17 protein-coding genes are annotated in these 24,183 nt (G+C 63.5%); 8 read left to right on the forward strand and 9 right to left on the reverse strand.

Annotated elements, in window-relative coordinates:
* Positions 1-138: 138 nt before the first annotated feature.
* Positions 139-4,389: a T9SS type A sorting domain-containing protein gene (locus tag JKL48_RS13470; RefSeq protein WP_201983294.1), complete on the reverse strand. Its 4,251-nt coding sequence runs from the start codon at positions 4,387-4,389 to the stop codon at positions 139-141.
* Positions 4,390-4,669: 280 nt separating this feature from the next.
* Entirely contained in the window at positions 4,670-5,689 is a 1,020-nt protein-coding gene (locus JKL48_RS13475; RefSeq protein ID WP_317191940.1) for a transglutaminase-like domain-containing protein, read from the reverse strand.
* Between the two features lie 233 nt (positions 5,690-5,922).
* On the opposite strand from JKL48_RS13475, the gene JKL48_RS13480 reads away from it, so the two are divergent.
* On the forward strand, positions 5,923-6,783 hold the full coding sequence (locus JKL48_RS13480; RefSeq protein ID WP_201983296.1) for a helix-turn-helix transcriptional regulator: 861 nt from the start codon (positions 5,923-5,925) through the stop codon (positions 6,781-6,783).
* A gap of 132 nt (positions 6,784-6,915) precedes the next feature.
* The gene (locus tag JKL48_RS23155; protein WP_236668785.1) at positions 6,916-7,359 is read left to right on the forward strand and encodes a DUF983 domain-containing protein; all 444 of its coding nucleotides are present in this window, start codon (positions 6,916-6,918) and stop codon (positions 7,357-7,359) included.
* Positions 7,360-7,454: 95 nt separating this feature from the next.
* Here the strand turns inward: JKL48_RS23155 and JKL48_RS13490 are convergent, their stop codons facing one another.
* Both JKL48_RS13490 and JKL48_RS13495 read right to left on the reverse strand, forming a co-directional pair.
* Complete coding sequence (locus JKL48_RS13490) at positions 7,455-9,449, reverse strand: M1 family metallopeptidase (RefSeq protein WP_201983297.1); 1,995 nt, start codon at positions 9,447-9,449, stop codon at positions 7,455-7,457.
* 79 nt (positions 9,450-9,528) lie between these two features.
* Entirely contained in the window at positions 9,529-9,888 is a 360-nt protein-coding gene (locus JKL48_RS13495) for a hypothetical protein (protein WP_201983299.1), read from the reverse strand.
* Positions 9,889-10,079: 191 nt separating this feature from the next.
* Here JKL48_RS13495 and JKL48_RS13500 point away from each other — a divergent pair, with 191 nt between their 5' ends.
* Positions 10,080-11,135, forward strand: coding sequence for a hypothetical protein (locus JKL48_RS13500; protein ID WP_201983301.1), 1,056 nt, complete (start codon positions 10,080-10,082; stop codon positions 11,133-11,135).
* A complete protein-coding gene (locus JKL48_RS13505; protein ID WP_201983303.1) occupies positions 11,136-11,528 on the forward strand; it encodes a hypothetical protein in 393 nt (130 codons plus the stop codon). It begins immediately after the preceding gene.
* A 188-nt stretch (positions 11,529-11,716) separates the two neighbouring features.
* On the opposite strand, the gene JKL48_RS13510 is transcribed toward JKL48_RS13505, so the two are convergent.
* A complete protein-coding gene (locus JKL48_RS13510) occupies positions 11,717-12,325 on the reverse strand; it encodes a hypothetical protein (RefSeq protein ID WP_201983305.1) in 609 nt (202 codons plus the stop codon).
* A gap of 233 nt (positions 12,326-12,558) precedes the next feature.
* On the opposite strand from JKL48_RS13510, the gene serA reads away from it, so the two are divergent.
* The gene (gene serA / locus JKL48_RS13515) at positions 12,559-14,460 is read left to right on the forward strand and encodes a phosphoglycerate dehydrogenase (protein ID WP_201983308.1); all 1,902 of its coding nucleotides are present in this window, start codon (positions 12,559-12,561) and stop codon (positions 14,458-14,460) included.
* Here serA and JKL48_RS13520 read toward each other — a convergent pair.
* The 3 genes from JKL48_RS13520 to JKL48_RS13530 are packed head-to-tail and all read right to left on the reverse strand — an operon-like array spanning position 14,457 to position 16,202.
* Positions 14,457-14,834, reverse strand: a complete 378-nt coding sequence (locus JKL48_RS13520) for a hypothetical protein (RefSeq protein WP_201983309.1) — start codon at positions 14,832-14,834, stop codon at positions 14,457-14,459. The genes serA and JKL48_RS13520 overlap by 4 nt on opposite strands.
* Before the next feature lie 46 nt (positions 14,835-14,880).
* Positions 14,881-15,825: an HNH endonuclease gene (locus JKL48_RS13525; protein ID WP_201983312.1), complete on the reverse strand. Its 945-nt coding sequence runs from the start codon at positions 15,823-15,825 to the stop codon at positions 14,881-14,883.
* Between the two features lie 11 nt (positions 15,826-15,836).
* On the reverse strand, positions 15,837-16,202 hold the full coding sequence (locus tag JKL48_RS13530; protein WP_201983315.1) for a helix-turn-helix domain-containing protein: 366 nt from the start codon (positions 16,200-16,202) through the stop codon (positions 15,837-15,839).
* A gap of 134 nt (positions 16,203-16,336) precedes the next feature.
* On the opposite strand from JKL48_RS13530, the gene JKL48_RS13535 reads away from it, so the two are divergent.
* On the forward strand, positions 16,337-19,540 hold the full coding sequence (locus JKL48_RS13535) for a BPTD_3080 family restriction endonuclease (RefSeq protein WP_201983317.1): 3,204 nt from the start codon (positions 16,337-16,339) through the stop codon (positions 19,538-19,540).
* A gap of 130 nt (positions 19,541-19,670) precedes the next feature.
* A complete protein-coding gene (locus tag JKL48_RS13540) occupies positions 19,671-22,268 on the forward strand; it encodes a site-specific DNA-methyltransferase (RefSeq protein WP_201983319.1) in 2,598 nt (865 codons plus the stop codon).
* A 141-nt stretch (positions 22,269-22,409) separates the two neighbouring features.
* Here the strand turns inward: JKL48_RS13540 and JKL48_RS13545 are convergent, their stop codons facing one another.
* Entirely contained in the window at positions 22,410-23,837 is a 1,428-nt protein-coding gene (locus tag JKL48_RS13545; protein WP_201983321.1) for a D-alanyl-D-alanine carboxypeptidase/D-alanyl-D-alanine-endopeptidase, read from the reverse strand.
* 132 nt (positions 23,838-23,969) lie between these two features.
* Here JKL48_RS13545 and JKL48_RS23160 point away from each other — a divergent pair.
* Positions 23,970-24,183: hypothetical protein (locus JKL48_RS23160; RefSeq protein WP_236668786.1), on the forward strand; the 214-nt coding region annotated here is incomplete at its 3' end.

Consider the following 24,183-nt stretch of genomic DNA (forward strand, 5'->3'; position numbering starts at 1 on the left):
ACTACGGGGTCCTTCGCGCTGCTCCGGATGACCAAGGCCTTAAGCCGAAAAGCAGGAGCACGGCCTGAATAACTACATAAAAAGCGCCCCGCCGATGATAACCGGCGGGGCGCTTTTTGTTCAACAATCTACTCGAAGCTACTCCCGTACGAAGCGGCGGGTGGCCGTGCCATCGGCGCTGGCGGCGCGCAGCAGGTACACACCCGTGGGCAGCTGGCTCAGGTCGAGGGGTTGGGGGGTAGTTGAGGCGGCCGGCAATAGCTGCCGGTACACCACCTGCCCCACCGCATTGAGCACCGTGAGCTGGACCGACTGGTGGACATTGCCCAATTCCAAGGTCAGTTTCCCATCCGGCGTGGGGTTGGGGTACACTTGCAGCGCGGCATCGGCCAGCTGCCGGGCCGTGGCCGTAACCACAAGCGGAGCCGAAGCCGGCGAAGCGCAGCCCTGGGCCGAGGTGCTGACCACCGTGTACGTACCCAGTTGGGCCGCCGAATTCACCACATAGGTCGTCCCCGTGGCACCGGGAATGAGCACGCCGTTCAGGTACCACTGGTTGCCGGTGGCGGCGCTGCTCGTGAGCGTGGTGGTTGGCCCATTGTACTGCGCCGATACCGTTGGGCGCGCCGGTAGCGCGTTAATGGTCACCGTAGCCGTGGACGTGGCAATGCCGCAGGCCCCGGCGTTGCTCACCGTGTTGGTCACGGTGTAGGTACCGGGCGCAGACGAGGAAAGCGTGATGGCCCCCGTGGCAGTGTTTAGCGTCAGGCCAGTGGTCGAGGAGAAAGTGCCGGCGCTGGCCCCCGTAGCCAGCGTTGGCACGGCCGAGCCGGTGGCGCACAACGACGAGCTGGCGTAGCTGAACGCCGCCGAAGCCGGAGCCGAAATGGTGACCGTGGCCGTGCTGCTGCTCGGGCACACACCGCCCACGCTGTACGTCACGGTGTAGGTGCCAGGCGTGCTGGCAGCGGGGTTGATGGCCCCCGTCGCAGCGTTCAGGTTCAGGCCGGTAGTCGAGGCGAAGGTGCCGCCCGTGGTGCCGGTGATGCTGGGTGTGGAAACGGGGCTGCTGAGGCAGTAGCCGGTGGCCGGGTAGCTGAAAGCCGCCGAAGTGGCCGGGTTCAGCGTCACGGTGGTAGCCGGCGAGGTGGCCGAGCAGCCGCCGGCACTGGTAACCACCACCGCATAGCTGCCCGCGGCACTGGCCGAATACGTAGCCGTGGTGGCCGCGGCAATGGGCTGGCCATTCAGCAGGAACTGGTACGTGGCCCCCGTGCCGCCCCCGCCGGCCGTCAGCAGTACCGACGTGCCCTGACAAATGGTGGTGGCGCCGCTGGTCGCCAGCGTGGCCACGGGCGGCGCCGAAAGCGTGAGGGAAGCCGTGGCTACCGTAGCCGCGCAGGACCCCGAAGCCGGAATGGTGTTGGTGACGAGGTAGGTACCGGCCTGGCTGGCCGCCAGGTTGACCACCCCAGTGGCGGAATTGATAATCAGGCCCGTAGGCGCGGAGAACGTGCCAGCGCTGGCCCCGCTGCCGAATACCGGGGCCACGTTGCCCTGGGCCGCCGCGCAGTAGCTGCTCACCGGGTAGCTAAACGTGGCCACCGGCGCCGTGGTGATGGTGACCGTGGCCGTGGCCGTGGCCGTGCAGCCGCTGCCCACGGTGTAGGTCACGACGTAGGTACCGGCCGTGCTGGCAGTCAGGTCGATGCTGCCGGTCGTGGCATTGATGCTCAGACCAGTAGCGGACGTGAACGTGCCGCCTGCCGTGCCCGTGACGGTGGGCACGGCACTGCCGCCGCTGGCGCACAACGTGGACGAACTGTACGCAAAGGCCGCGCTCGGCGCCGCCATAATGGTGACGCTGGCCGTGGCCGTGCCCGGGCAGGGGCTGCCCGCCGCGTAGCTCACGGCGTAGGTGCCGGGCTGGCTGGCGGCCAGGTTGATAACGCCGGTACTGGCGCTCAGGCTCAGGCCTGCCGGAGCGCTGAACGTGCCGCCCTGCACCGAAACCGTGGGGCCGGGGTTGGTGCCGGCATTCTGGCAGTAGCTGGCGGCGCCGTAGGCTAATGTGGGTGTGGTCACGGGATTTACCGTGACGGTGGTGCCGGCCGACGTGGCCGTGCAGTTGCCGGGGTTGGTGATGACCACGCTATAGGTGCCGCTTAGCGTGGCGGCGTAGGTGGCCGCCGTGGCCCCGGCAATGGGCTGGCCATTTAGCAGAAACTGATACGTAGCGCCGGTGCCGCCGCCATTAGCAGTCAACGTCACGGTGCTGCCCTGGCAAATGGTGGTGGCCCCGCTCACGGCCAGCGCTGCGGCTGGCACAGCGCTCACGCTCACCTGCGTGGTGGCCGTGGCGGCCTGGCAGGCGCCATTGGCTGCCACGGTATTGGTGACGGTGTAGGTGCCGGGCTGGCTGCCGGCCAGGTTGATGGCGCCGGTGCTGGCGTTCAAGCTCAGGCCCGTAGGCGTGGCCGTAAAGGTGCCGGGCGCGGCGCCCGCGGCCAGCGTGGCCACGGGGTTGGCACCGCTGGCGCAGTAGGCGGGGCTGGCGTAGCTGAAGCCGGCCGCGCCGGGCGTGGCCACGGTCACTTGCTGGGTGCTGCTGCTGGGGCAGGGGCTGCCCACGCTATAGGTCACCGTGTAGGTACCGGCCGTGCTGGCGGCCAGGTTGATGGCGCCGGTGCTGGCGTTCAAGCTCAGGCCCGTGGCGGACGTGAACGTGCCGCCCGCTGTCCCGCTGACGGTGGGCGTTGGGTTGGCGCTGCTCTGGCAGTAGGAGGCTGCATTATAGGCAAAGGCCGCGGAAGTAAGCGGGTTCACCGTGACGGCTACCTGGCTGGTGTTGGAACAGCCGTTGCTCGATGCCGTGAGGATGTAAGTAGTGGTGATGGGCGCGCCGGTGGTGTTGGTGAGCGTCACGGTGGGTTGGGCTGCGGTGGCGCTGCTCAGGCCCGTCGTGGGGCTCCAGCTGTAGGTGTAGCCCGTTACCGGGGCCGCACCGCCCAGCTGCGCCGAGCCGCCCGAGCAGAAGGCCTGAGCCGGGCCTGCGTTGACGGTCACAGCCGGGTTCACGGTGACGCGCACGGTGCTGCTGCCCACGCAGCCAGTGGGCGAAACGGCCGTGAGGGTGTAGGTGGTGGTGATGGGCGCCGTGCCGGTGTTGGTGCGCGTGACGGTGGGCTGGGCCGAAGTGGTGCTGCTGAGGCCCGTACTCGGCGACCAGCTATACACCAGGCCCGTCACGGGGGCGGCGCCCAGCTGGGCCGACTGCCCCGAGCACAGCACCCGGTCGGGGCCGGCGGTGGGCGTGGGCAGCGGCTCCACGGTCACGGTCACGGTGCCAATGTCGGTGCAGCCGCCGCTGGTGCCGGTCACGGTGTAGGTGGTGGTGGTGGTGGGTGAGGCAATGGGCGTGGCCGAGTTGGGGTTGTTCAGGCCGGTGGTGGGGGTCCAGCTGTAGTTTTGGGCACCGCTGGCCGACAGTGTAGTAGACGTGCCGGTGCAGATGGTGACGTTGTTCGACACGGTGAGCACCGGCGTGGCCCGCACCGTCACCGTGGTTTGGGTTGTGCTTTGGCAGCCCGAGGCGTTGGTCACCGTCACGGTGTAGATGGTGGAGGCCGTGGGCGAGGCCACGGGGCTGGCCACGGTGGCGCTGCTCAGGCCGGTGGCCGGGCTCCAGAGGTAGCTGAGGCCGCCGCTGGCGTTCAGCGTCACCGACTGGCCCGAGCAGATAATGGGGTTCAGCGGGTTCACGCTGGCGGTGGGCAGGGCATTCACCGTGACGGCCACCGACGAAGTGGCCGTGCAGCCGTTGGCGCTGGCCGTCACGGTGTAAGTGCCCGAGCGGTTCACGCCCACGTTGCCAATGGTGGGGTTTTGCAGCAGCGAAGTAAAGCTGTTGGGGCCGGTCCAGGAATAGCTGGCGCCCGGCACGGTCGTGGCCGTGAGCAGCAGGTTGCCGGTGGCGCACACGGGCGAGTTGCTGGCCGCCGTCACGGTGCCGATGTTGGTGATGGTCAGGTCCTGGCCATTGTCGGAGCCGATGGTGGCGGGGTTGGAAGCCACCACCCGCACACGGTAGGCCGAGCCCGTTACCACGTTGGTGGGCAGCGTGGCCGTGATGGTGCTGCCCGCCGTGCCCGCCAGCGAGCCAATGGCTACCGGCGCAGCAAACGAGCCCGTTTCATCCGACAACTGGGCCGTGAAAACGTTGCTGGGGTCAATAAACCCGCTCACGGTGTAGGCCACGCGCACGGTCGAAGTTCGGCAGAATGTAGGGCCGTTCAGCACCGAGGTGGTGATGGTAGCTGCCTGCCCCGAACTGGCCCAGCCGGTGCTGAGCAACAGCAGTATTAAACCCAAAAGTAAGCGGTGTTTCATTGGACAGAACTGAAGAAATGAGAAGAGATAAGTGTTGAGCAGGAAATCAGCTATTGGGCCTCCCGCCGCGCCCGCACATGGAAGAGCGGCGCCAGGAGGTTTGCCTTCGATGCGCCCCACCGGACAAGGTTTAAGCAGCCCCGACCCTCTTTTTTTGCAGGTTCTTTTCCACCCAATCACCCATCCCCTCTCCCCTCCCACTACCCCAAAAACCACGGCCCGCCGACGCTACGAAAGCATCGGCGGGCCGTGAGGCACCTGCAGCGTTTTTCCAGCGTTTTTATTGGGCCGCGATGTCCGAATACTCGTACGTCCGGGCCACTTCCAGCGGCTGGCCGTCGGCCTCGGCGTAGGGATACACGAAGTAGTTGAGGGGCGGCCCGGCCTGTTTGGGGGTCAGCTCCACATCGCGCCCACGGGTGAACTCGACGCGGTTTTCGTCGTGGGCGCCAAAAAAGTAGGCGCGGCGGCTCGGGTCTTTGGCGGCCTCCGAGGCATCGACGGGCACCCAGCCGGTTTCCGGCGTAAAAAACTCGGCCCAGCAGTGGTAGCCTTTGATTTCGCCGTGCCCGCGCTGGGCCGGCAGCGGCAGCCCAATGCTGAAGCGCGCCGGAATGCCCAGTGCCCGGCAGTAGCCGATGACGATGGCGTGGAAATCGGTGCAATTGCCGCGCCGCGCGTCGCAGGCGTAGTAAATGTCGCCCCGGCCCCAGCCCTGGCCGGTTTTGTCGTAGGCGACGGTGCCCACCACGTGCTCGTAAACGGCGCGGGCTTTTTCGAGCGGGGTTTTGGCGTTGGCGTTGGCCACCACTTCCTCGGCTTGCTGCCTGATTTTGGCATCGAGCGGCACCAGGCGGTCGGGCGCCAGCCAACGGGCCAGGTTGGGGTCGGGTTTCTCCTTGGCGGGCTTGGCGGCGGGAGCGTTGGCGCGCAGGTTGAGGTGCTCGCGGCGCGTGATTTGGGCCGTGAGCTTCACCACCAGCGGCACGCCGGGCACGGTGCTGGGCCGCAGGTGCAGCATCTGGTTGCCGAAAGCGCTTTTCTCGATTGTATAGGGCACCGGCGCCTCAATCTTTAGCTCCGCTACGTCCTGGTTAGCGTCGGCGTGGGGCACGGGCAGCCACAGGTCCAGCGTTTTGGTGCCGGCAGGCGGCACGGGCACGGTGGCCGTGCTGGTGAGCTGAAACGTGCGGCTGCGCGGCGCAATGGCCGTTTGGGCAGCGGCGGAGTGGGCCGCGAGGGCGGCCACGGCCAGCAGCCCCGCCCGAACGGCAGGGGCAAGCGACGAAGAAAACTTCACGGCAACGAGGGCAACGGGTCGCTGCTGGCGGGCGTCGGCGAAGCTGGGTTGAAGCTAAAAAAGCGGCAACTCGGCGCCCGGCGCCGGATGCGCCGCCCGCCGACGCGACGCCCCGAAAAGCGCCCGCCAGTCAGGGCCAACCAGACCCCAGCAGTGGGCCAAAGGTACGGCGGGCACGGGCGGTCTGCTGTCGGGCGCTTCCGCACACGCGGTTTCTGCCCGACCTTCGCGCCATGAAGCCCACTGCCCCGCCGGTTCTCGCGCTGGCCTCGTTTCCGGCCCCGCCGGCGCGCACGCCCTACTACTGCGAGCGGCTGGAAACGCACGTGGTCCGGTTTCCGCACGTGAACGAGCCGCACGCCCACGACTTCTACCTGCTGCTCTACATCGGCGAAGGCGGCGGCACGCACACCATCGATTTAGTGACGTATGCGCTGCGGCCGGGCAGCCTGTTTTTTCTGGCGCCGGGGCAGGTGCACCACTGGCGGCTGGCGGCCGGCACGCGCGGGTTTGTGGTCTTTTTCGATACCGATTTCTTCCTCTTCCGCTACCCCGGCAGCCGGCTCTACGCGTATCCGTTTTTCGACGCTGCGCACGCGCCGGTGCTTTACCTGCCGGCTGGCGAGGCGGAAATCGGGCCGCTGTTTGGGCGGCTGTATGCCGAATATGCGGCGCCGCAAGCCAACCAGGCCGAAGTGTTCCGCTCCTACCTGCACCTGTGCCTGGAGCTGGCCGCCCGCCACTACCCCACCCAGCCCGCCGCCGAAACCACCCTGGCCCAGCAGCAAATCCGGCAGTTCGGCGCCTTGCTCAACCAGCACTACCGCACCCAGCGCAGCGTGCGCGACTACGCCGACCTGCTGCACATCAGCGCCAACCACCTCAACGCCCTGTGCCGCCGCCAGCTCAACAAAACAGCCAGCGCCCTCGTCCACGAGCGGGTCATCACGGAGGCACAGCGGCTGCTCAGCCACTCGGCCCTGAGCGTGGCCCAGGTGGCCTACGAGCTGGGGTTTGAGGATGCGTCGTACTTCGTGCGCTACTTCCGCAAGTACGCCGGCACCACGCCCGAGGCGTTTCGGCAGCAGCGTTGATTTGTGCTGTAAGTGCCCGCAAACGGGCTGCAGCGGCGGGTTCCGGGGCTGGTAATTTTGTGTCAGCCGCAATGAGTTAGCGGCAATTGTGCCGCACAATCAAGCGTCGGCCGCACTTCCCCGTATAGCCCCATGTCACGCCTGCTCACCTCCGCCACTCCGGTCATGGCCTCACCCACCGAACCTTCCGAATTCGTCGATTCCACGGCGCTGGCCCTGCTCCAACTGCGCTGCCCGCGCTGCCACACCGGCAAGCTGTTCAGCACCTCGGCCCTGAACCTCACCCACTTTGCCCACATGCCCGCCCAATGCCCCGTGTGCGGCCAATCGTTTGAGCCCGAGCCGGGCTTCTATTTCGGCTCCATGTACATCACCTTCGCCTTCAACGTGGCCACTTTTCTGGTGCTGGGCCTGCTGATTTATTACCTGCTCGACAACCCCGACACGTGGGTGTACGTGGCCATCATCACCGGCGCCACGGTGCTGCTCACGCCCGTTATCCTGCGCTACTCCCGCGCGCTGATGCTGTATTTGTTCGGCGGCGTGCAGTATAACAAGACCTGGGCGCGGCGGTGATGGAAGTTAAAAGGGATGAGTTAAAAGTTAAAAAAGCCCGTCTGGCGATGCAGACGGGCTTTTTTAACTTTTAACTCATCCCTTTTAACTTCTAACTACTTCAGCACCTGCGCCCGCCACACGTTGTTGCTAGGGTTCGCGTCGGGCAGCAGCTTGGTGGCGTTCAGCCGCACTTCGGTGAGCGGCGTGGTGGAGTTGTAGCGGAACGTCCAGGTGCCGCCGCGCTGCCAGATTTCGACGGGCAGCTTCACGCGGGAGGTTTTGCCGCTGGTTTCGGTCACGTCGGCGGTCACGGGCATGGCGGCCTGGCCGCGGTTTTCGATAGTGATGAGGGCTCCCTGGGCGGGGTCCTGGTTCACATACGTCACGGTGGTCACGGCCTGGTCCAGTATCCAGTTGTTGTACACCCACTCGCGCCAGAACCAGGTCAGGTCCTCGCCGCTGGCCTCGTTCATGGTCCGGAAAAAGTCTTTGGGCTGCGGGTGTTTGAAAGCCCAGCGGTTGATGTAGGTGCGGAAGGCGTAGTCGAACCGCTCGGGGCCCAGAATTTCGGCGCGCAGCAAAAACAGGCCGTAGCCCATCTTGCCGTAGGCGGCGTAGCCCAGGTAGTTGGGCTGCGTCACGTCGGGCACGGTGAAGGGCGGGTCGGTGGCGGGGTCCGACATGTAGCGGATATTGCCGGCCACCAGCTTGGCGGTGTCGTTCAGTTGCTTGGCATACTCACCGTTGTTGAAAGCGTTGCTCGACAAGATGTTGATGAACGTGTTGAAGCCTTCGTCCATCCACGGGTACTTCCGCTCGTTCGAGCCCACAATCATCGGAAACCAATTGTGGCCAAATTCGTGGTCCGTTACGGCCCACAGCCGGGCTTTGCGGGCCTTGGCGCCGCAAAACACAATGCCTGGATACTCCATGCCCCCCACGATGCCGGCCACGTTCGTGGCCACCGGATAGGTGAATTCATACCACTGCTTCGAATTGTATTCGATGCTCTTTTTCACATATTCCGTCGAGCGTTTCCAGGCCGTGTCCTGCGCCGCCTCCACCGGATAAAGCGACATGGCCAATGACTTCCGGCCGCTGGGCAGGTTCATGCGGGCCGCGTCCCACACAAAGGCGGCCGAGGCCGCCCAGGCCACATCGCGGGCCCGCTGGCAGCGGAAGTGCCAGGTGAGGCGGCCGTTTTTGCCGGCCGGGCGCGAGGCGGCCTGCGGTACCTCCTGGGCCGAGCGCACCAGCACGGTTTGGTCCGAGCCGGCGGCTTTGGCCAGGCGGCTTTGCTGGGAGCTGGTGAGCACTTCGGCGGGGTTCACCAGCTCGCCCGAGCCGCCCACCAGGTAGTTGGCCGGCACGTTCACGGTGTAGTCGAAGTTGCCGTATTCGAGGTAAAACTCGGCCACCATGTAGGGCAGCGTGTTCCAGCCCTCCACGTCGTCGTACACGGCCATGCGCGGGTACCACTGCGCCACTTCGAAGATTTCGCCGTTCTGGGTTTTGAGGCGGCCGAGCCGGTCCGAGCCGTATTCGGGCACGTTGAAGGCGTAGGCAATGCTGATTTTCAGTTTGTCGCCTTTGGCCTTCAGCGCCTCGGGCAGCATGATTTGCATGCGCGTGTCCTGCACCCGGTAGTTAGCCTTCAACTTCTTGCCGTGAAGCTCAATGGCCACGGTTTGCAGGCTGTCGCCGCCCCGGAAATTGCGGGCCGAGTTGCCGAAGCGGCCCCCGGCCACCGCCGTAGCCGCCGCCCCGCGCGAGTCGGCACGGTACAGGTTCTGGTCGAGCTGCAGCCATACAAAAGCCAAGTTATCGGGGCTGTTGTTGGTGTAGGTGATGTCGACGGTGGCCGTCACGCGGGCCGCTTTTTCATCGAGGCGGGCGTCGATTTTGTAGTCGGCCGCGTTTTGCCAGTACTGGGCGCCGGGCTGGCCGCCGGCCGTGCGGGTGGGCGTGGCCAGCTGCTCAATAAAGGCGGGGTTGAACAACGTGTGGGCATCATAGGCCGGCCCGGTAGCCGGAGATTGCGCCACCGCTGGGCCGGCGCCCAGCAGTGCCGCGCCCAGCAGCCAGCCGGGCAGAATAGTCATTTTCATGCGAACGAGTGAGAAATAAAACAACGACAACAACGGGCAGGATAGCGCCCGTTTCCCAACCAAAGGTACGGCCGGTGTACTAGGGCAACCGGCCGCGCACCAAAGCCATCAAGCCGTTCAGGTCGGCGGCGTTCAATTCCTCTGGTTGAATAAAAGGCGTCAAAGAACCGTTTTCGGCCACGGCAAAAGCGGCGGGCAGCGAGTGCTGGCGCCACTGCGGGTAGTCGCGCCCAAACTCGTCGCGGTGCAAAAATTCCACCGGCACGGGCAGCTGCCGAATGAACTCCCGCCACTCCGGCCGCATGGATGTGGCCCCGTACGTTACGGCGCAAAGGGAGCACGCGTAGGTGGCCGGCGACAGAATTTTATGGAACACGTCCTTCAGGCCAGCCAGTGGGCCACTGTCGGCGTTGTACACGAAAAGCAGGCGTTGGGGCATGGGCATGAGCGCGGCAGCAGGATGTTGAGCGCAGGCTAAACGGGGATTATGTTCTGGCACCTTGCGTCGGCAAAGTACACCAGCGCCTACCCACTCACCCAACCAAGTGGCAAGTCCCGGCCAAAATGAAACGGCCCCGTACGGACCTACGTGCAGCGGCCGCTTATCTTTCCTGCCTCAACACGACTTCCTTGCCCAACTTGCACGCTTTCTCTCCACCGGCCCATTGGGGCCGCTCCCACTCGCTGCTGTGGCTGCTGCTCGGCAGCCTGGTGCTACTCTACGGCGGCCTCTACAACGGCTTTCCGCTCGTGACCTACGACACGGGCACTTACCTCGGTAGCGGCCTGGACCTGAGCGTGCCCGACGACCGTCCCCTCACCTACGGCTTGTTCACCCGGCTGGCCAGCCTAAACTTTTCGCTGTGGTTTGTCATCTTTTTTCAGTGCCTGGTTTTGGCGGGCCTGCTGCTGCGCTACCTCGAAGTGTATGTGCCGCGGGCCCGGCATCCGGCCACGCGGGTGGCGCTGCTGGCTGCCTTTGTGTGGGCCACCGGCTTGTCGTGGATTAGCTGCGAGCTGATGCCGGACATTTTCACGGCCATTGGGCTGTTGGCGATAGGGCTGGTGCTGCTGGGCCACGCGCGCACTGGGCTGGGCCGCGCGGGCTTGTTGGTGCTGGCGCTGGTTTCGGCCATGATGCACTCGTCCAATGTCCTCACGTTTTCGTTGGTGGTAGCCGGTGTTGGCGCGTTGGCGGCACTGCGGGGCTGGTTTCGGCGCGGGTGGCTGCGCCCGGCGCCGTGGGGCCTGAGCATGGCCGCGGTGCTGGCGGCCTGGCTGGTGCTGCCCGGCCTGCACGCGGCGTTTGGCGGGGAGTTTGCCATTTCCCGGGCGGCCCCGGCCTTCCTCATGGGCCGCCTGTCGGAAACCGGCATCCTGGAAAAATTTCTCGACGACAATTGCGGCTGGAACAAGGGCTATTCCCTCTGCGCCTACCGCGACTCTCTGCCCAACACCGCCGCCGCCTTCGTGTGGAGCGACAAAAGCCCCATGAACCAAACCGGTGGCTGGAACGCCCACCTCGACGAGTACCGCGGCATCATCGGGCAGGTGCTCACCTCGCCGCGCTACTACCCCTACCTGGCGTCGGAGGCGGCGCAGGCCACGCTGCGCCAGCTCACCCATGCCCTGCACGGCAACGGCGCCCCACCGGCCTGCGGCATCGATACGCCGCCGTGGTCCTAGGTGAAACGCTTCCAAAACGGCTACGAACTGAAGGAGTACATGGCCTCGATGCAGAACGGGAGCCTATTGAACTTCACCGCCCTCAACGAGCGACTACCCTGGGTGTACTTGCTCTCGATAATCGGCCTGCTGGCCGGGTTGGCCCAGCCGAGCATTCGGCAACGCATTGGCCCGCCCGGCGCCATGCTGCTGGTGCTGGTGGGCGTGGCTCTGGTAAGCAATGCTTTCGTGACCGGCAACTTGGCCAATGTGCTCGACCGCTTGCAGGTGCGCATGGCGTGGCTGTTGCCGTTTGCGGCGCTGTTGCTGGCGGCCCAGCACGGCCCGTCCCTGGTCGCACAGGGGCTGCGGCGGCTGGCCGCTGCCGCCCGCCCAGCCGGCCCCGACGCGTAACTACTACCCGAGTAGGCGCTGGCTACGCGTCTAAGCCGGCCGCTTCTTTTAGGCAGGTGGGCTCCGGGGTGCTTATTTGGCAGCGGTAAATGCCGTGCCAAGGTAGTGCCGCGCGCATCTTTGGAAATATGCGCTGCCGACGTGCCTGGCAGATTGGATGCTTGGGGCTGGCCCGGTTTCAGCGCACTTCACCGGCCAAATAAGTATTGCAGAAGCTCCTTACGGTAAGGATTGGCGGTTGGGCTGGCCGTAGCCGTGTATTCCACATTATCGTCTTCCAGAAAAAAATACGGGGTGTATCCTTTTACTAAAACACTCGATACGTGGGCCGTAGAATCAAAATGCACCCACAACATGGGGTAGCGGCCCGCCCACGCCACCGGCCGCGAATAGGTAAAAGTGGTGTTGCGGTCGTGGGCCCGGAAGTCGCCCAGGTCGCAGCTATGCACGGCGGTGTCAGCGGTGGCGCGTCGCAGCAAGGCAACAATGCCCACCGTGTCGTTCACCTCCACGTCAACCACTCCGTCTTTAGCGGCAGCCCCTTGGCATGTCTCCATCCGATGCGTGCCGCTGCCTTTATAAGAGTACACGTAGTAGGGATGTCCAAGTATGGCCAGGACCTGGGTGGCACTCATGCCAAGCCGTACGCCCTCCACATTTGCTGCCGTGACTCCGAGAGGCACATCTCGTTTAAGCAAAAACACCGAACCAATGCTGGCTAGCAGCAACCCGAAAAAGGCCACCAGCAGGCCACTTAGGATGTACGTCACCCATTTTTTCAGAAGGCGAAGGCGCATTGCTCAGCAACAAAGTCGTTGTTAAACACCAATAGGACCGGCAATGTACCGCACTTCGGTTCATTGCCAAGCAAGTTGCCTTCGTCAGCGGACGGAATGTGCCCCGCACCGCCGGCGGCCCGGCAGCCGAAGTGACAATCAGCTACGCAAGCAACAACAGTCACGCAGGTTTCATAAAAATAATTGGCGGAGGAATGCCACGCCAAGGTACTGCCGGGCGCATCTTTGCGCTCATGCCCAACGCTGCCGCTCCCCTGCCATACCTTGTTTTCGATTTCGACTCAACTTTTACCCAGGTCGAAGGCCTCGATGAGCTGGCCGACATCGCCCTGCACGGCCGCTCCGATGCGGCCGAGCGCGTGGCCAAAATCCGGGCCCTTACCGACCAAGGCATGGCCGGCGAAATTGGCTTCCAGGAGTCGCTGGCGCGGCGGCTGGCCCTGTTGGGGGCCAACGAGCGCCACCTGGCGCCACTGGTGGCCCGCCTCAAAACCAAGGTGAGCGAGAGCATTCGGCGCAACGGCGCCTTCTTCCAGCAGTTTGCCGACCGCATTTACGTGGTGAGCAGCGGCTTCCGCGAGTTCATTGAGCCGGTGGTGGCCGAGTTCGGCATTGCGCCCGACCATGTGCTGGCCAATACCTTCACCTTTGATGCCGCTGGCAACATCACCGGCTGCGACCCCAGCAATGTGTTGAGCCGCGACGGCGGCAAAATCCGCCAGCTGGTGCTGCTCGACCTGGACGGACCGGTGTACGTGCTCGGCGATGGCTACACCGATTACCAGATTCGCGAAGCCGGCCTGGCCCACCGCTTTTATGCTTATACCGAAAACGTGGCCCGCCCCACCGTGGTGGCCCGCGCCGACGAAGTGCTCCCAACCTTCGACGAGTTTTTGTACCAACTAAAACTTCCCATGACTCTTTCGTACCCCAAAAACCGCATTAAAGTCCTCCTGCTCGAGAATCCTAACGCCCGCGCCAAAGAGCTGTTCACGCAGGAAGGCTACCAGGTGGAAGAGGTACGAGGCGGCCTCGACGAGGACGAGCTGATTGCCCGCATCGAAGGGGTAAGCATTCTCGGCATTCGCAGCAAAACGCAAGTAACCCAACGCGTGCTCGACGCCGCCAACCGATTGATTTCCATCGGGGCATTTTGCATCGGCACCAACCAGATTGACCTGCCCGGCGCCATGAAAAAGGGCGTGGCCGTGTTTAATGCGCCGTTTTCGAACACCCGCTCGGTGGTGGAATTAGCCCTGGGCGAAATCATTGTGCTGGCCCGTCGCATTCCCGAAAAGAACCCCAAAATGCACGCCGGCGAGTGGGACAAATCGGCCAACGGCTCGTTCGAGATTCGTGGCAAGACGCTCGGCATCGTGGGCTACGGCAACATTGGTTCGCAGCTTTCGGTGGTGGCCGAGGCCGTGGGCATGAAGGTGGTGTACTACGACGTGGCCGAAAAGCTGCAGCTCGGCAACGCCGTGAAGGCCCGCACGCTGGCGGAATTGCTGCAGCAATCCGACGTGGTGACGCTGCACATCGACGGCCGGCCCGAGAACGAAAACTACATCGGCGCCACCGAATTCGCCCTGATGAAAAAGGGGGCGCTGTTCCTCAACAACGCCCGCGGCCACGTGGTGGACGTGCCCGCCCTGGCCGCCGCTCTGCGTAGCGGCCACCTCGGCGGCGCGGCCGTCGACGTGTTCCCGTACGAGCCCAAAACCAACCACGAGGCCTTCGAGAGCGAGCTACGCGGCTTGCCCAACGTGCTGCTCACGCCGCACATTGGCGGCAGCACGGCCGAGGCCCAGCGCAACATCGCCGAGTTTGTGCCGGAGCGCATCATGCAGTACATCAACACGGGCAACACGCAGCAGTCGGTCAATTTCCCCAACATTCAGCTGCCCGCCCAGCAGGCCCACCGCCTCATTCACATCCACGCCAACGTGCCTGGCGTGCTGGCCAACATCAACAACGTGCTGGCCCAGCACCACGTCAACATCCTGGGCCAGTACCTGAAAACCAACGAGCACATCGGCTACGTGATTACGGACATCAACCGGCAATACGACCAGGAAGTGATTCAGGCCCTGCGCGCGGTGGAGCACACCATCAAGTTCCGGGTGTTGTACTAGGCGGCCGGCCCGGCGGGCGGGCGCAGAAAGGCGGGCAGGTGCTCGACCGGCACGTCGAGCACCTCGCGCAGGGGCACGGCCCGGATTTCTGCCTCGGGCAACTCGTCGCCCAGCTCATCGCGCAGCTCTTCGGTCACCCGCACGGCGGCATCGGGCGAGCAGTGGCTCTTGCGCATGACGTAAATGGCGGCCACGCCCTGCCAGTACTGCCGGACGCGGCGCAGGTGCTGCAGGGCCTCGTCGGGCGCGTCTTGCAGCCCCGGCTGCAGGGCCAGCCGCTCGTCTTCTTCCAGGTCGAGGCGGACCACGTTCACGACGAAGCCAAATACGGTTTTGTCGCGGCGCAGCTGGCGCAGGCGGGGAGGAGCGGGCATGAAGAACCGAATTGCGTGAGCCCGCAAAAGTAGCACCGCTCCTCGCCTACCCTTTGAACTGATTGTTGTGGTATTGCAGGAACTGCTGAGCGGGCCGGTCCATTACATTCTTGGGGACAGTTAAGCGTTGCCCCTGAAAACGATAATACTCCTTGCCGTTCGAAAACTCCTCGCGGATGCGATGACTGACTTCAACGACCAGCGTATCGGCATTGACGGTCAGGTAATGCTTGTCGAAAAGCGTATGCAAATCGGACCGTAGCAGCAGGCCGTTGCCCAAGGTGCTGGGACCGGCGTCGGCATAAGGTCGAATGTGGGCCGCATCGAGCACTGGCAAGGTTTTTTCGCCCGAAATGGCGCATTTTTTTCCGTACGCGTCCAGCACCGCGGCCCGAAATGCTCCCTGACCCAGCCGGACTTTGGTCACGGCTTCGCGGTAGGCCACGGCCGGCTCTAGTAGCTGGCCGGCAACCTCCTGCAGCAAGGGCTGCTCAATCAACGCGTTGGGCGTTTGATAACGGGCCAGCACTGCCTGTACATCGCGCCACAACTGCCAGCCAATGGCATCCTGCGTAGAATAAACCTTCCCCTGCACGATGCCGGGTCTGAAATCGGCCGGCACGGGCAGCCAGTCTTGCTTGTCAAAGAAAATGGGGGCGTTGAGTGCCAGACAGGTGATGTTGCTGCCGGGCTCCAGCGGCTGCGCCCGGTTTTGCCGGATAAGCCCGGTAAATTCCGCGCAGGTAGCCGCGCCGTTGCGGGGGCCGAAAACGTCCCAGGCCATCGGGATGGGCAGTTGCACTTGCCGCGCAAACCACCCCACGCCGGCAATGGCGTTCACGGGATTTTTAAGGCGAAACAAGAACGGAGAATTTGGCGGCACCGCCCCAAACCCTTGCCCTGAAGGCTTCCAGAAGTTCACATCTTCCCGAGGCTCCTGCCGCAGAAAGTCGAACCATCGACGGTCGGTATTGCCAACGTAGAAGTTCATACCGCTTGGATTTAGGAATTCCCACGCTCGCTCAGCAGCGCATCGTACTGCGCTTTCAGTTCGTCGTACTGCCGCACCTTTTCCAAATACAGCGCATATACGTGCAGGAGCTTATCCTTGAACTCCTCCACGCTGGAAAGCTGATACACCTCCAACGGCTCGGCAGCCAACGGGACCAACTCCTTGAACTCCTCGGCGAAGTTGTGGTAAATGATTTCACCCACCCGCTTGATGAAGTCAAAGTCCAAGTTAGAGTCCTGGTAGCGGCGATTAAGGGTGGCTCGACTAATACCAAGGGCTTGGCACAGCTGGGCTGCTTTCTTCCCGCTTTTAAGGACGGCTTCGTGCACAATTGCCCCGCGGTTCTGCTTGGCCATATTGGGTCTGACTAGAAAAGCCAAAGGTGACAAGGCATACCAGTCGCTTACAGACCTATCATTTCACCATTTTGAATCAATAGCCGATTTTATGAGACATTATTGTCTCATATTTGTCTCATAAGTTTTCTCTTATGGACAGCCGCCCTGATTCTACCCCTGTCCGCCTGCCGGACAACCCCATCCTCAACAACCCCTATCTGGCGCCCGCCCGGCACTACGCCACCGACTTGGAAGGCAACCTCGACTACGCCAACGTAGAGCCCGGCCGCCGCCTGTTCGTGCCCGAGGTGCAGGTAATTCCGGGCCGGCACAAGGGCCAGAAAGTGGTGTTTGCCTTCAACGAAGCCGCCGCGGCCTACGGCACGCACCTCATCAACTTGGTGCGCAAGGAGGTGGGCCTCTGGCGCGCCGCCGGCTACCCCGACGCCACCCGCGTGACGCGCGAGCTGCTGGCTTTCTGGTTTCCCGACGAGGACGACTCGCCCCGCAAGAAGCTGTTCTTCGCCCAGCGCGAAGCCGTGGAAACCGCCATTTGGCTGAATGAGGTGGCCGCCCGCTCCAATGCCGGCAGCCACATCCTAGGCCAGCTGCGCGAAGGCCAGCAGTCAGTATCGGCCCACGCGGCCGACCACCTGCCGCGCATTGCCTTCAAAATGGCCACCGGCAGCGGCAAAACCGTGGTGATGGCCGCGCTCATCCTCTACCATTACCTCAACCGCCAGCAGTACCGGCAGGACGTGCGCTTTGCCGACAACTTCCTGCTGGTAGCACCCGGCATCACCATCCGCGACCGGCTGGGCGTGCTGCGCGCCGACACCACTTCCGACCGCAACTACGCGCAGGACTACTACCACGAGCGCAAGCTGGTGCCCGCCCAGTACGAGGACCTGCTGGAGGGGCTGAACGCCCGGCTGGTCATTGCCAACTACCACCAGTTTGAGCCGCGCACCCTGCAAGGCAACAAGCGCGGCGTGTTCGACGGCAAGGTGGGCGCCGACGGCAAAAAGCAGGAAGAATACGAGGACTACGCCCAGGTTTTCCGGCGCCTGCTCAGCGGTTTCCGGCCCGGCAGCCGCCTGCTGGTGCTGAATGACGAGGCCCACCACTGCTACCTGCCGCAGGAAGCTCCACCAAAAACCAAAGGCCAAAAAAAGTCATCAGGCTCCCCTCTCCACGGGAGAGGGGCCGGGGGTGAGGTTGCCCGTTCGGGCGAAGCCGCCGACGAAAACGCCCGCGCCGCCGTGTGGTTCAGCGGCTTGCGCGAACTGGGCCAGCGTTTCCAGCTCACGGCCGTGTACGACCTTTCTGCCACGCCCTACTACCTGCAGGGCTCCGGCTACAAGCCGTACACGCTGTTTCCGTGGATTGTGACGGATTTCGGCCTGGTCGAAGCCATCGAAAGCGGGCTGGTGAAAATCCCCTACCTGCCCGAAAAGGACGACACCCAGCAGCTGGATATGCCGGTGCTGCGCAACCTCTACGAAAACGTGAAGGACGCCCTGCCCAAGATGGGCAAAGCCACCGAGCGCAAAGAGAAAGGCACGGCCTACGTGGAAAAAAAGCCCGAGCTGCCGCAGCTGCTCGTCACGGCCCTCGACCAGCTGGTGGCCCACTACGAGGAATACGACCAGGGGGTGCGCGAGCGCGGCGAGCGCCGCCCCGAGCTGCTAAGCGCCCCGCCGGTGCTGATTGTGGTGTGCAACAACACCGGCGTGTCGAAGGAGGTGTACAAGCACATTGCCGGCTACGAGTACGACGACCCCACCCACGGCCGCCAGGTGGCGCTGGGCCACCACGACATTTTCTCGAACTACCTGCCCGACAAGTCGCCGCGCCACCGCCCGCCCACGCTGCTCATCGACTCCGACGCGCTGGAAAACAGCGGGCAGGTAGACGAAGCTTTCCGGCGAGTATTCAAAGACGAAATCCGCCAGTTCCGGCAGGAATACCGCCGCCTCTACCCTGACCGCTCGGCCGACGACCTCACCGAGGCCGACCTGCTGCGCGAGGTGGTGAACACCGTGGGCCGGCCCGGCAAGCTGGGCGCCCACGTGCGCTGTGTGGTGAGCGTGAGCATGCTCACCGAAGGCTGGGACGCCAACACCGTGACGCACATCGTGGGGTTGCGCGCCTTCGGCTCGCAGCTCTTATGCGAGCAGGTGGCGGGCCGCGCCCTGCGCCGCCGCTACTACGAGCTGCAGGGCTACGACCGAAACGGCGAGGCTGTGACCGGCGCCACCAAGGCCGACAAGGCCCGCATCGTGGAGTACAAGTTTCCACCGGAGTACGCCCGCATCATCGGCATTCCTTTCAAGGCATTTCGGCGGGGCAAGGGCGGGGGCGGCACTGGCCCCGAGGGCGAGGAGATTACGCCCATCCGGGCGCTGCCGGCGCGCGAACACCTCGAAATCCGTTTCCCTAACCTGGCCGGCTACCGCGAGGAGCTGGGCACCGGCGCGCTCGTGCCCGACTTCGCGGCCGTGGGCAAGTTCGAGCTGGACTTTTCCAAAATCCCGACCCATACCGAGCTGGCGTCGGCGTTTTCGGGCAGTACCGAAAACATGCGGCTCGAAGCCCACGAGCGCATCCGCGACAACGAGGCGGTGTACTACGTGGCCAACGAGGTGATGCGCTACCACTTTTCCGACGTGGACGGCGCGCCCCTCATGCAGTATTTCGGCCCGGTGCGCCGCATCGTGGAGCAGTGGTACCACGAGTGCCTCTCGCTGGTGCACCAGACCGACCCGGCCTTCAAGCGGCTGGTGAAATACTGGGACAGCAAGGCCGTGGCCAGCCACATCCGGCAGGCCATTGCGGTGGGTCAGCCCAACGAGGAGCGCCGCATCCGGCCGGTCCCCATGCCTTACAACGCCCAGGGCAGCACCCGCTTTGTGCACGGCCAAACCACCCGGCCGGTGTTCGAAACCACGAAAAGCCACGTCAACTACGTGGTGGCCGACACCCAGAGCTGGGAGCAGATTTGCGCCAAGGTGCTCGAAGACCTGCCCCAGGTGCTGAGCTACGTCAAAAACGCCTTCCTCGACTTCAAAATCCCCTACCTCAAGGAAGGCCAGCCCGGCAACTACCTGCCGGATTTCATCGCTCGCGTGCGCGCCCAAAGCGACCAGACGGTGAACCTGATAATCGAGGTGACGGGCATGAACCGCGACAAGCAGGCCAAGAAACTCTACACCGAAAAGTACTGGCTGCCCGCCGTGAACGGCGACCTGGCCGCCCTCGGCCTGCCGCCCGACGAGCCCTGGGCCTTCGTCGAAATCAGCGAGAGCGAGAAGTATTTCCGCAACCAGCTGGTGGCGAAAATCCAGGCGCTGTAGCGTCCACAACAAAAGCACGTCACGCTGACGCAGCCGAAGCATCTCGCGTGCAGCAGTAATCCAATCGACCCAACAATGCGAGCGAGATGCTTCGGCTGCGCTCAGCATGACGTGCCAATATTCCTTCCCCATGCCAAAAAAACCTGCTACCCCGCCCACGCCCGCCGCCGACCCCACCGCTTACACCCACCAGGACAAGCGCACCTACATTCCGTCTGAAACCGAGGCCGGCGCCGAGCGATTCAACCCCAAGGTGCAGGGCCATTCCGCGCGTCTGCTCGACAAAAACCCGGTCGTGCACCGCGGGCAGGACCCCGAGCTGAAGTGGCTGGGCAAGTACGAGCACGAGGGCGACGACCGCCCCGACTACCTCAAGCTCGACATCCGCTCGCTCTACCGCCACGAGCACGTGCGCCCGCAGGAGCTCATGTCGCGGCTCTACCGCGAGCGCCTGGCCCAGGCCAACGCCCAGCTCGGCCTCTTCGGCCAGGACTACCAGACTGTGGACGAGCTCGACAAGCCGCTGAGCTACTACCAGCACCACGCCGCCTGGGAAAACCGCCTCATCCTCGGCGATTCGCTCTCGGTGATGACCTCGCTGCTGGAGCGCGAGGGCCTCGACAAAAAGGTACAAATGGTGTACCTCGACCCGCCCTACGGCATCAAATACGGCTCCAACTGGCAAATCAAGCTCAACAACCGCACCGTGACCGACGGCAAGGACGAACACCTGTCCTCCGAGCCCGAGCAAATCAAAGCCTTCCGCGACACCTGGGAACTGGGCATCCACTCTTACCTCAGCTACCTGCGCGACCGCCTGCTGGTGGCGCGGGAGTTACTGACGGAATCAGGTTCCTGCTTCGTGCAGATTTCGGACGAGAACGTGCACCTCGTCCGGAATCTGATGGATGAGATATTTGGGAGCGGTAATTTCTGTTCTCAAATTAAATATGCTACCACCGGTAACCAGACTAAAAGTCTGGTACCAGAAGTAACGGACAATATTATTTGGTATGCGAGAAATAAGTCAGTTGTAAAATATCAACAGTTATATCTTCAGAAAACCCTTCAAGGAGCGGGGGCCAGTGGCTACGACTGGGTTGAATCGCCTGACAGAAAAGAGCAAAGGCGACTCACTCCCGAGGAAAAGATGAACCCTAAACTGATTCCGGCTGGATGGAACGCTTTTGCTGCCGACAACTTAACCTCTTCGCATGAAAATAAGTCAGAACCTTTCTTTTATCAGGGAAAGAGCTACGTCGCGGGCAATCGGTATTGGTCAACTCATGAGCGAGGCTTAACTAAACTTGCGTCGGCTGGTAGACTCATAGGCCTAGGAAATTCTTTGAGATATAAAAGGTTTTTCAAAGATTTTCCTCTTTTTAACCTTTCTAATTCTTGGGACGACACCGGCATTGCTGGCTTCTCTTCGGATAAACGCTACGTTGTAGAAACGTCAAATAAAGTCATTCAGCGCTGCATTCTAATGACCACCGACCCCGGCGACTTGGTACTGGACCCGACCTGCGGCAGCGGCACCACCGCCTACGTGGCCGAGCAATGGGGCCGCCGCTGGATAACCATCGACACCTCGCGCATTGCCCTCAACATCGCCAAGACGCGGCTGATGACGGCTTCCTTTCCCTATTATAAGCTGTATGACGAAGCCGGACAGGATATCCGCCAGGGTTTCCGCTATAAGGAGGTGCCGCACATCACGCTCAAGAGCCTGGCCAACGACGAGCCGCCGGCCAGCGAAAAGCTCTACGACCAGCCCGAGGAAGACAAGAAGCGCCTGCGCGTGGCCGGCCCGTTCACCGTCGAAACCCTGCAAAGTCTGAACCCCGTGGCACCCGAGGAGTTGGAAACGCCGCCGGAGGAGCTGGAAAGCCAGGCCCAGTTTGAGGGGCGCGTGTTTGCCGGGCTCACCGCTTCGGGTGTGCGCAACGGGGCCAAAAACGAGCAGGCCGTGTTCCTGCGCGTAGAGCGCCGCGCCTCCCCCGCCCTGCCCGCCGAGGGCTACTGGCGCGACGCCGACGGCCGCGAGCGCAAGGCCTATTTCCTGCTGGGCCCGCGCTTCGGCACCGTGAGCAAAAGCCAAGTGAACGAAGCCGTGAAGGAGTGTCGCCAGCTCGGCGACGCCGACTGGCTGGTGGTACTGGGCTTCTCGTTCGATGATGCCATCGAAAACCGCGAGCAAACCACCAGCGCCGGCACCTTCCATGTGACGCGCGCCCGCATCGGCGAAGACCTGTTGCAGGAAGGTCTGCTGAAAAAGGACAAGAAAGCCGCTTCCTTCGTCACCATCGGCGAGCCCGAAATTGGCCTGCTGCGCGACGAAGCCGCCGGCACTGCCACCGTCGAGGTGCGCGGCCTCGACATCTGGGACCCCATCAACAACCGCCTGGCCGCCCGCTCGGTGGAGGACATCGCCTACTGGATGCTAGATGACGACTACGATGGCTCCAGCTTCCTGGTGCGGCAGGTGTTTTTCTGCGGCGGCGAGAAGGGCGAATTTAAGAAATGGCGCAGCAAGCTGGATGGTCAGGCCAGCGCCTCGGCCAAGAAAAAAGCGGAGCAAACCCTACGGATTGAATTGGATGAAGACGCCTGGGAACGTCTCTACGGCTTCCGCTCCCATCCCATCGAGCTTCGCCCGGGCCGTCGCGTAGCCGTGCGCGTCATCAGCCAGTTTGGCGAGGAAAGCACGCGGGTGCTGGCATTGTAGACGTACGTCTGTCATCCTGAGCGCAGCGAAGGACCTTATCACGGCTGGAGTGGACAATTGTCTGCATCGGCTGGATTGCTGCAAACTGTTCATCTGTGATAAGGTCCTTCGCTGCGCTCAGGATGACAGACGTTTTCAAACCTACAGCCGCGCCCGCACCTGGACCAGCACCCGCTCCACCTCGTTGCGCATGGCGCCGCTTTCGGCCACGTGGTTATTGTTCATGAACGTGAAGGCCACCAGCCGGCCGCTTTTGGTGCGCAGGTAACCGCACATATTTAGGTTGTTGGAGAGCGTGCCGGTTTTGCCCCACACCCAGGGGCCGGCGGCATCGTGGTAGCGCTTGCGCAGGGTGCCCTGGCCGCCGCCGGCCGCCAGCAAGCTCAGCAGGCGGCGCTCGGGCAGTTCCTGGTGCAGCTTGAGTAGCAGGCCGGTGAGGGTGCGCGGGGTGATGAGGTTGAGGCGCGACAGGCCTGAGCCATCGACCCAAACCACCGGGTCGGGCAGGGTGCCCAGCAGATTTTTGCGTGCATAGCGGATGACGCGGCCGGTGCTGAGCGAGTCGCGGCGGCCGATTTTGGTGCTGCACATCAGCAGCAGCTGCTCGGCCAGGAAGTTGTCACTCACGCGCAGCATGCGGCGGTAAAGCGAATCGACGCGCAGGCCGTAGAGCGTACGGATAGAATCGCCCTGCGCGGGCCGGGGGCGCCACGCGGCATTGCTGGTGGCCCGGCGCAGGGTGTCGCCCAGCAGCCGCAGCATCAGCCCGCGGCTCGTCACGAAGGGTGTTTCATCGACCCATTTTTTGGCCGTGGGCAGCACGTAAAAGCGGTTTTCGTGCAGAGCGCGGATGATGTGCGTGTCGGGGTCGAGGCCGGGCGTGCGCAGCTCGGCCGGGGCCGGCCCCACCAGTGGCGCGAAGAAGCGCGGCAGCACCCGAATGCGCGACTGCGGCGCCACCACCGGCCGCGGGCCGGCCCGCACCGGCGCGGGCGGCGTGGCGTAGAAGCGCACCGTGTTGCCGTAAATAGGAAACGCCGCGCGCTCGGGTTGAAAGTAATAGCCGTAGTCGTCCCAGGTCCAGCCGGGGCCGAAGGGCGTAACAGTGGCAATGTCGCAGTAAGCCAGCGTGCGCTCGGGCCGGTTCAGCAGGAAACTATAGGCGCGGCGGCTGGGCACGTCGCCGTGCAGCAGGGTGGGGTCGCCGGTGCCCTGGAAAAACAGCGTGTCGTGGCGCGAGAAGTAGCGCAGGCTGGGCAGCGAGTCGCCGAGCAGGTGCAGGCCGGTGTAGAAGCTGAACAGCTTCATGGTGCTGGCCGGGGTGAAATACCTGGTATCCTGAAATCCGTAGAACGGGCGGGCGCTGTCGGCATAGGCCAGGCTCATGCCCACCTGGTGCCGGGCCAGGATGGGCGAGGCCGACAGGATGGAATCGAGCCAGGGCAGCGGCTTGCCGGGCACGCCGATTTCGGCCACGGCCGCCGGCTTGTCGGGGTTGGATTGGGCGCAGGCGGGTAGCTGGGTGGCGCCGAGGGTGAGCAATAAGAGGAAATAAAGGGAACGTAGCATCGGCCGCAACTTACGCAGCAAACTGGGCTGGGGTGGCTTTTTGGGGTGGGAATTATGTATTTGACCGCACTACCGAGCACGTCATGCCGAGCGTAGCCGATGCATCTCGCGTGCCGCCACTAATTATTTTCATTGAATTACTTCGGCACGCGAGATGCCTCGGCTACGCTCGGCATGACGTTCAGGGACCAGCGCAACAAAAAAATCAAAACTGCCCCCCGCCCGGTTGTTGTCGACTTTCCATTATCCGACACAAGCAACTTCATAATTAGAGCGGGTTTCAAGTTAGTGTACGTGGTAGCCACAATGGCCAAACCAGTTTTTAGCGTCCTGTTCGCTTATCCAT

This window comes from Hymenobacter rubidus, from assembly GCF_016734815.1.
GTDB classification, from domain to species: Bacteria; Bacteroidota; Bacteroidia; order Cytophagales; family Hymenobacteraceae; genus Hymenobacter; species Hymenobacter rubidus.

Coding starts and splice junctions, on each gene's coding strand:
- JKL48_RS13470 (WP_201983294.1), bottom strand. CDS start 4,389: ATGAAACACCGCTTACTTTTGGGTTTAATACTGCTGTTGCTCAGCACC.
- JKL48_RS13480 (WP_201983296.1), top strand. CDS start 5,923: ATGAAGCCCACTGCCCCGCCGGTTCTCGCGCTGGCCTCGTTTCCGGCC.
- JKL48_RS23155 (WP_236668785.1), top strand. CDS start 6,916: ATGTCACGCCTGCTCACCTCCGCCACTCCGGTCATGGCCTCACCCACC.
- JKL48_RS13490 (WP_201983297.1), bottom strand. CDS start 9,449: ATGAAAATGACTATTCTGCCCGGCTGGCTGCTGGGCGCGGCACTGCTG.
- JKL48_RS13495 (WP_201983299.1), bottom strand. CDS start 9,888: ATGCCCCAACGCCTGCTTTTCGTGTACAACGCCGACAGTGGCCCACTG.
- JKL48_RS13510 (WP_201983305.1), bottom strand. CDS start 12,325: ATGCGCCTTCGCCTTCTGAAAAAATGGGTGACGTACATCCTAAGTGGC.
- serA (WP_201983308.1), top strand. CDS start 12,559: ATGCCCAACGCTGCCGCTCCCCTGCCATACCTTGTTTTCGATTTCGAC.
- JKL48_RS13520 (WP_201983309.1), bottom strand. CDS start 14,834: ATGCCCGCTCCTCCCCGCCTGCGCCAGCTGCGCCGCGACAAAACCGTA.
- JKL48_RS13525 (WP_201983312.1), bottom strand. CDS start 15,825: ATGAACTTCTACGTTGGCAATACCGACCGTCGATGGTTCGACTTTCTG.
- JKL48_RS13530 (WP_201983315.1), bottom strand. CDS start 16,202: ATGGCCAAGCAGAACCGCGGGGCAATTGTGCACGAAGCCGTCCTTAAA.
- JKL48_RS13535 (WP_201983317.1), top strand. CDS start 16,337: ATGGACAGCCGCCCTGATTCTACCCCTGTCCGCCTGCCGGACAACCCC.
- JKL48_RS13540 (WP_201983319.1), top strand. CDS start 19,671: ATGCCAAAAAAACCTGCTACCCCGCCCACGCCCGCCGCCGACCCCACC.
- JKL48_RS13545 (WP_201983321.1), bottom strand. CDS start 23,837: ATGCTACGTTCCCTTTATTTCCTCTTATTGCTCACCCTCGGCGCCACC.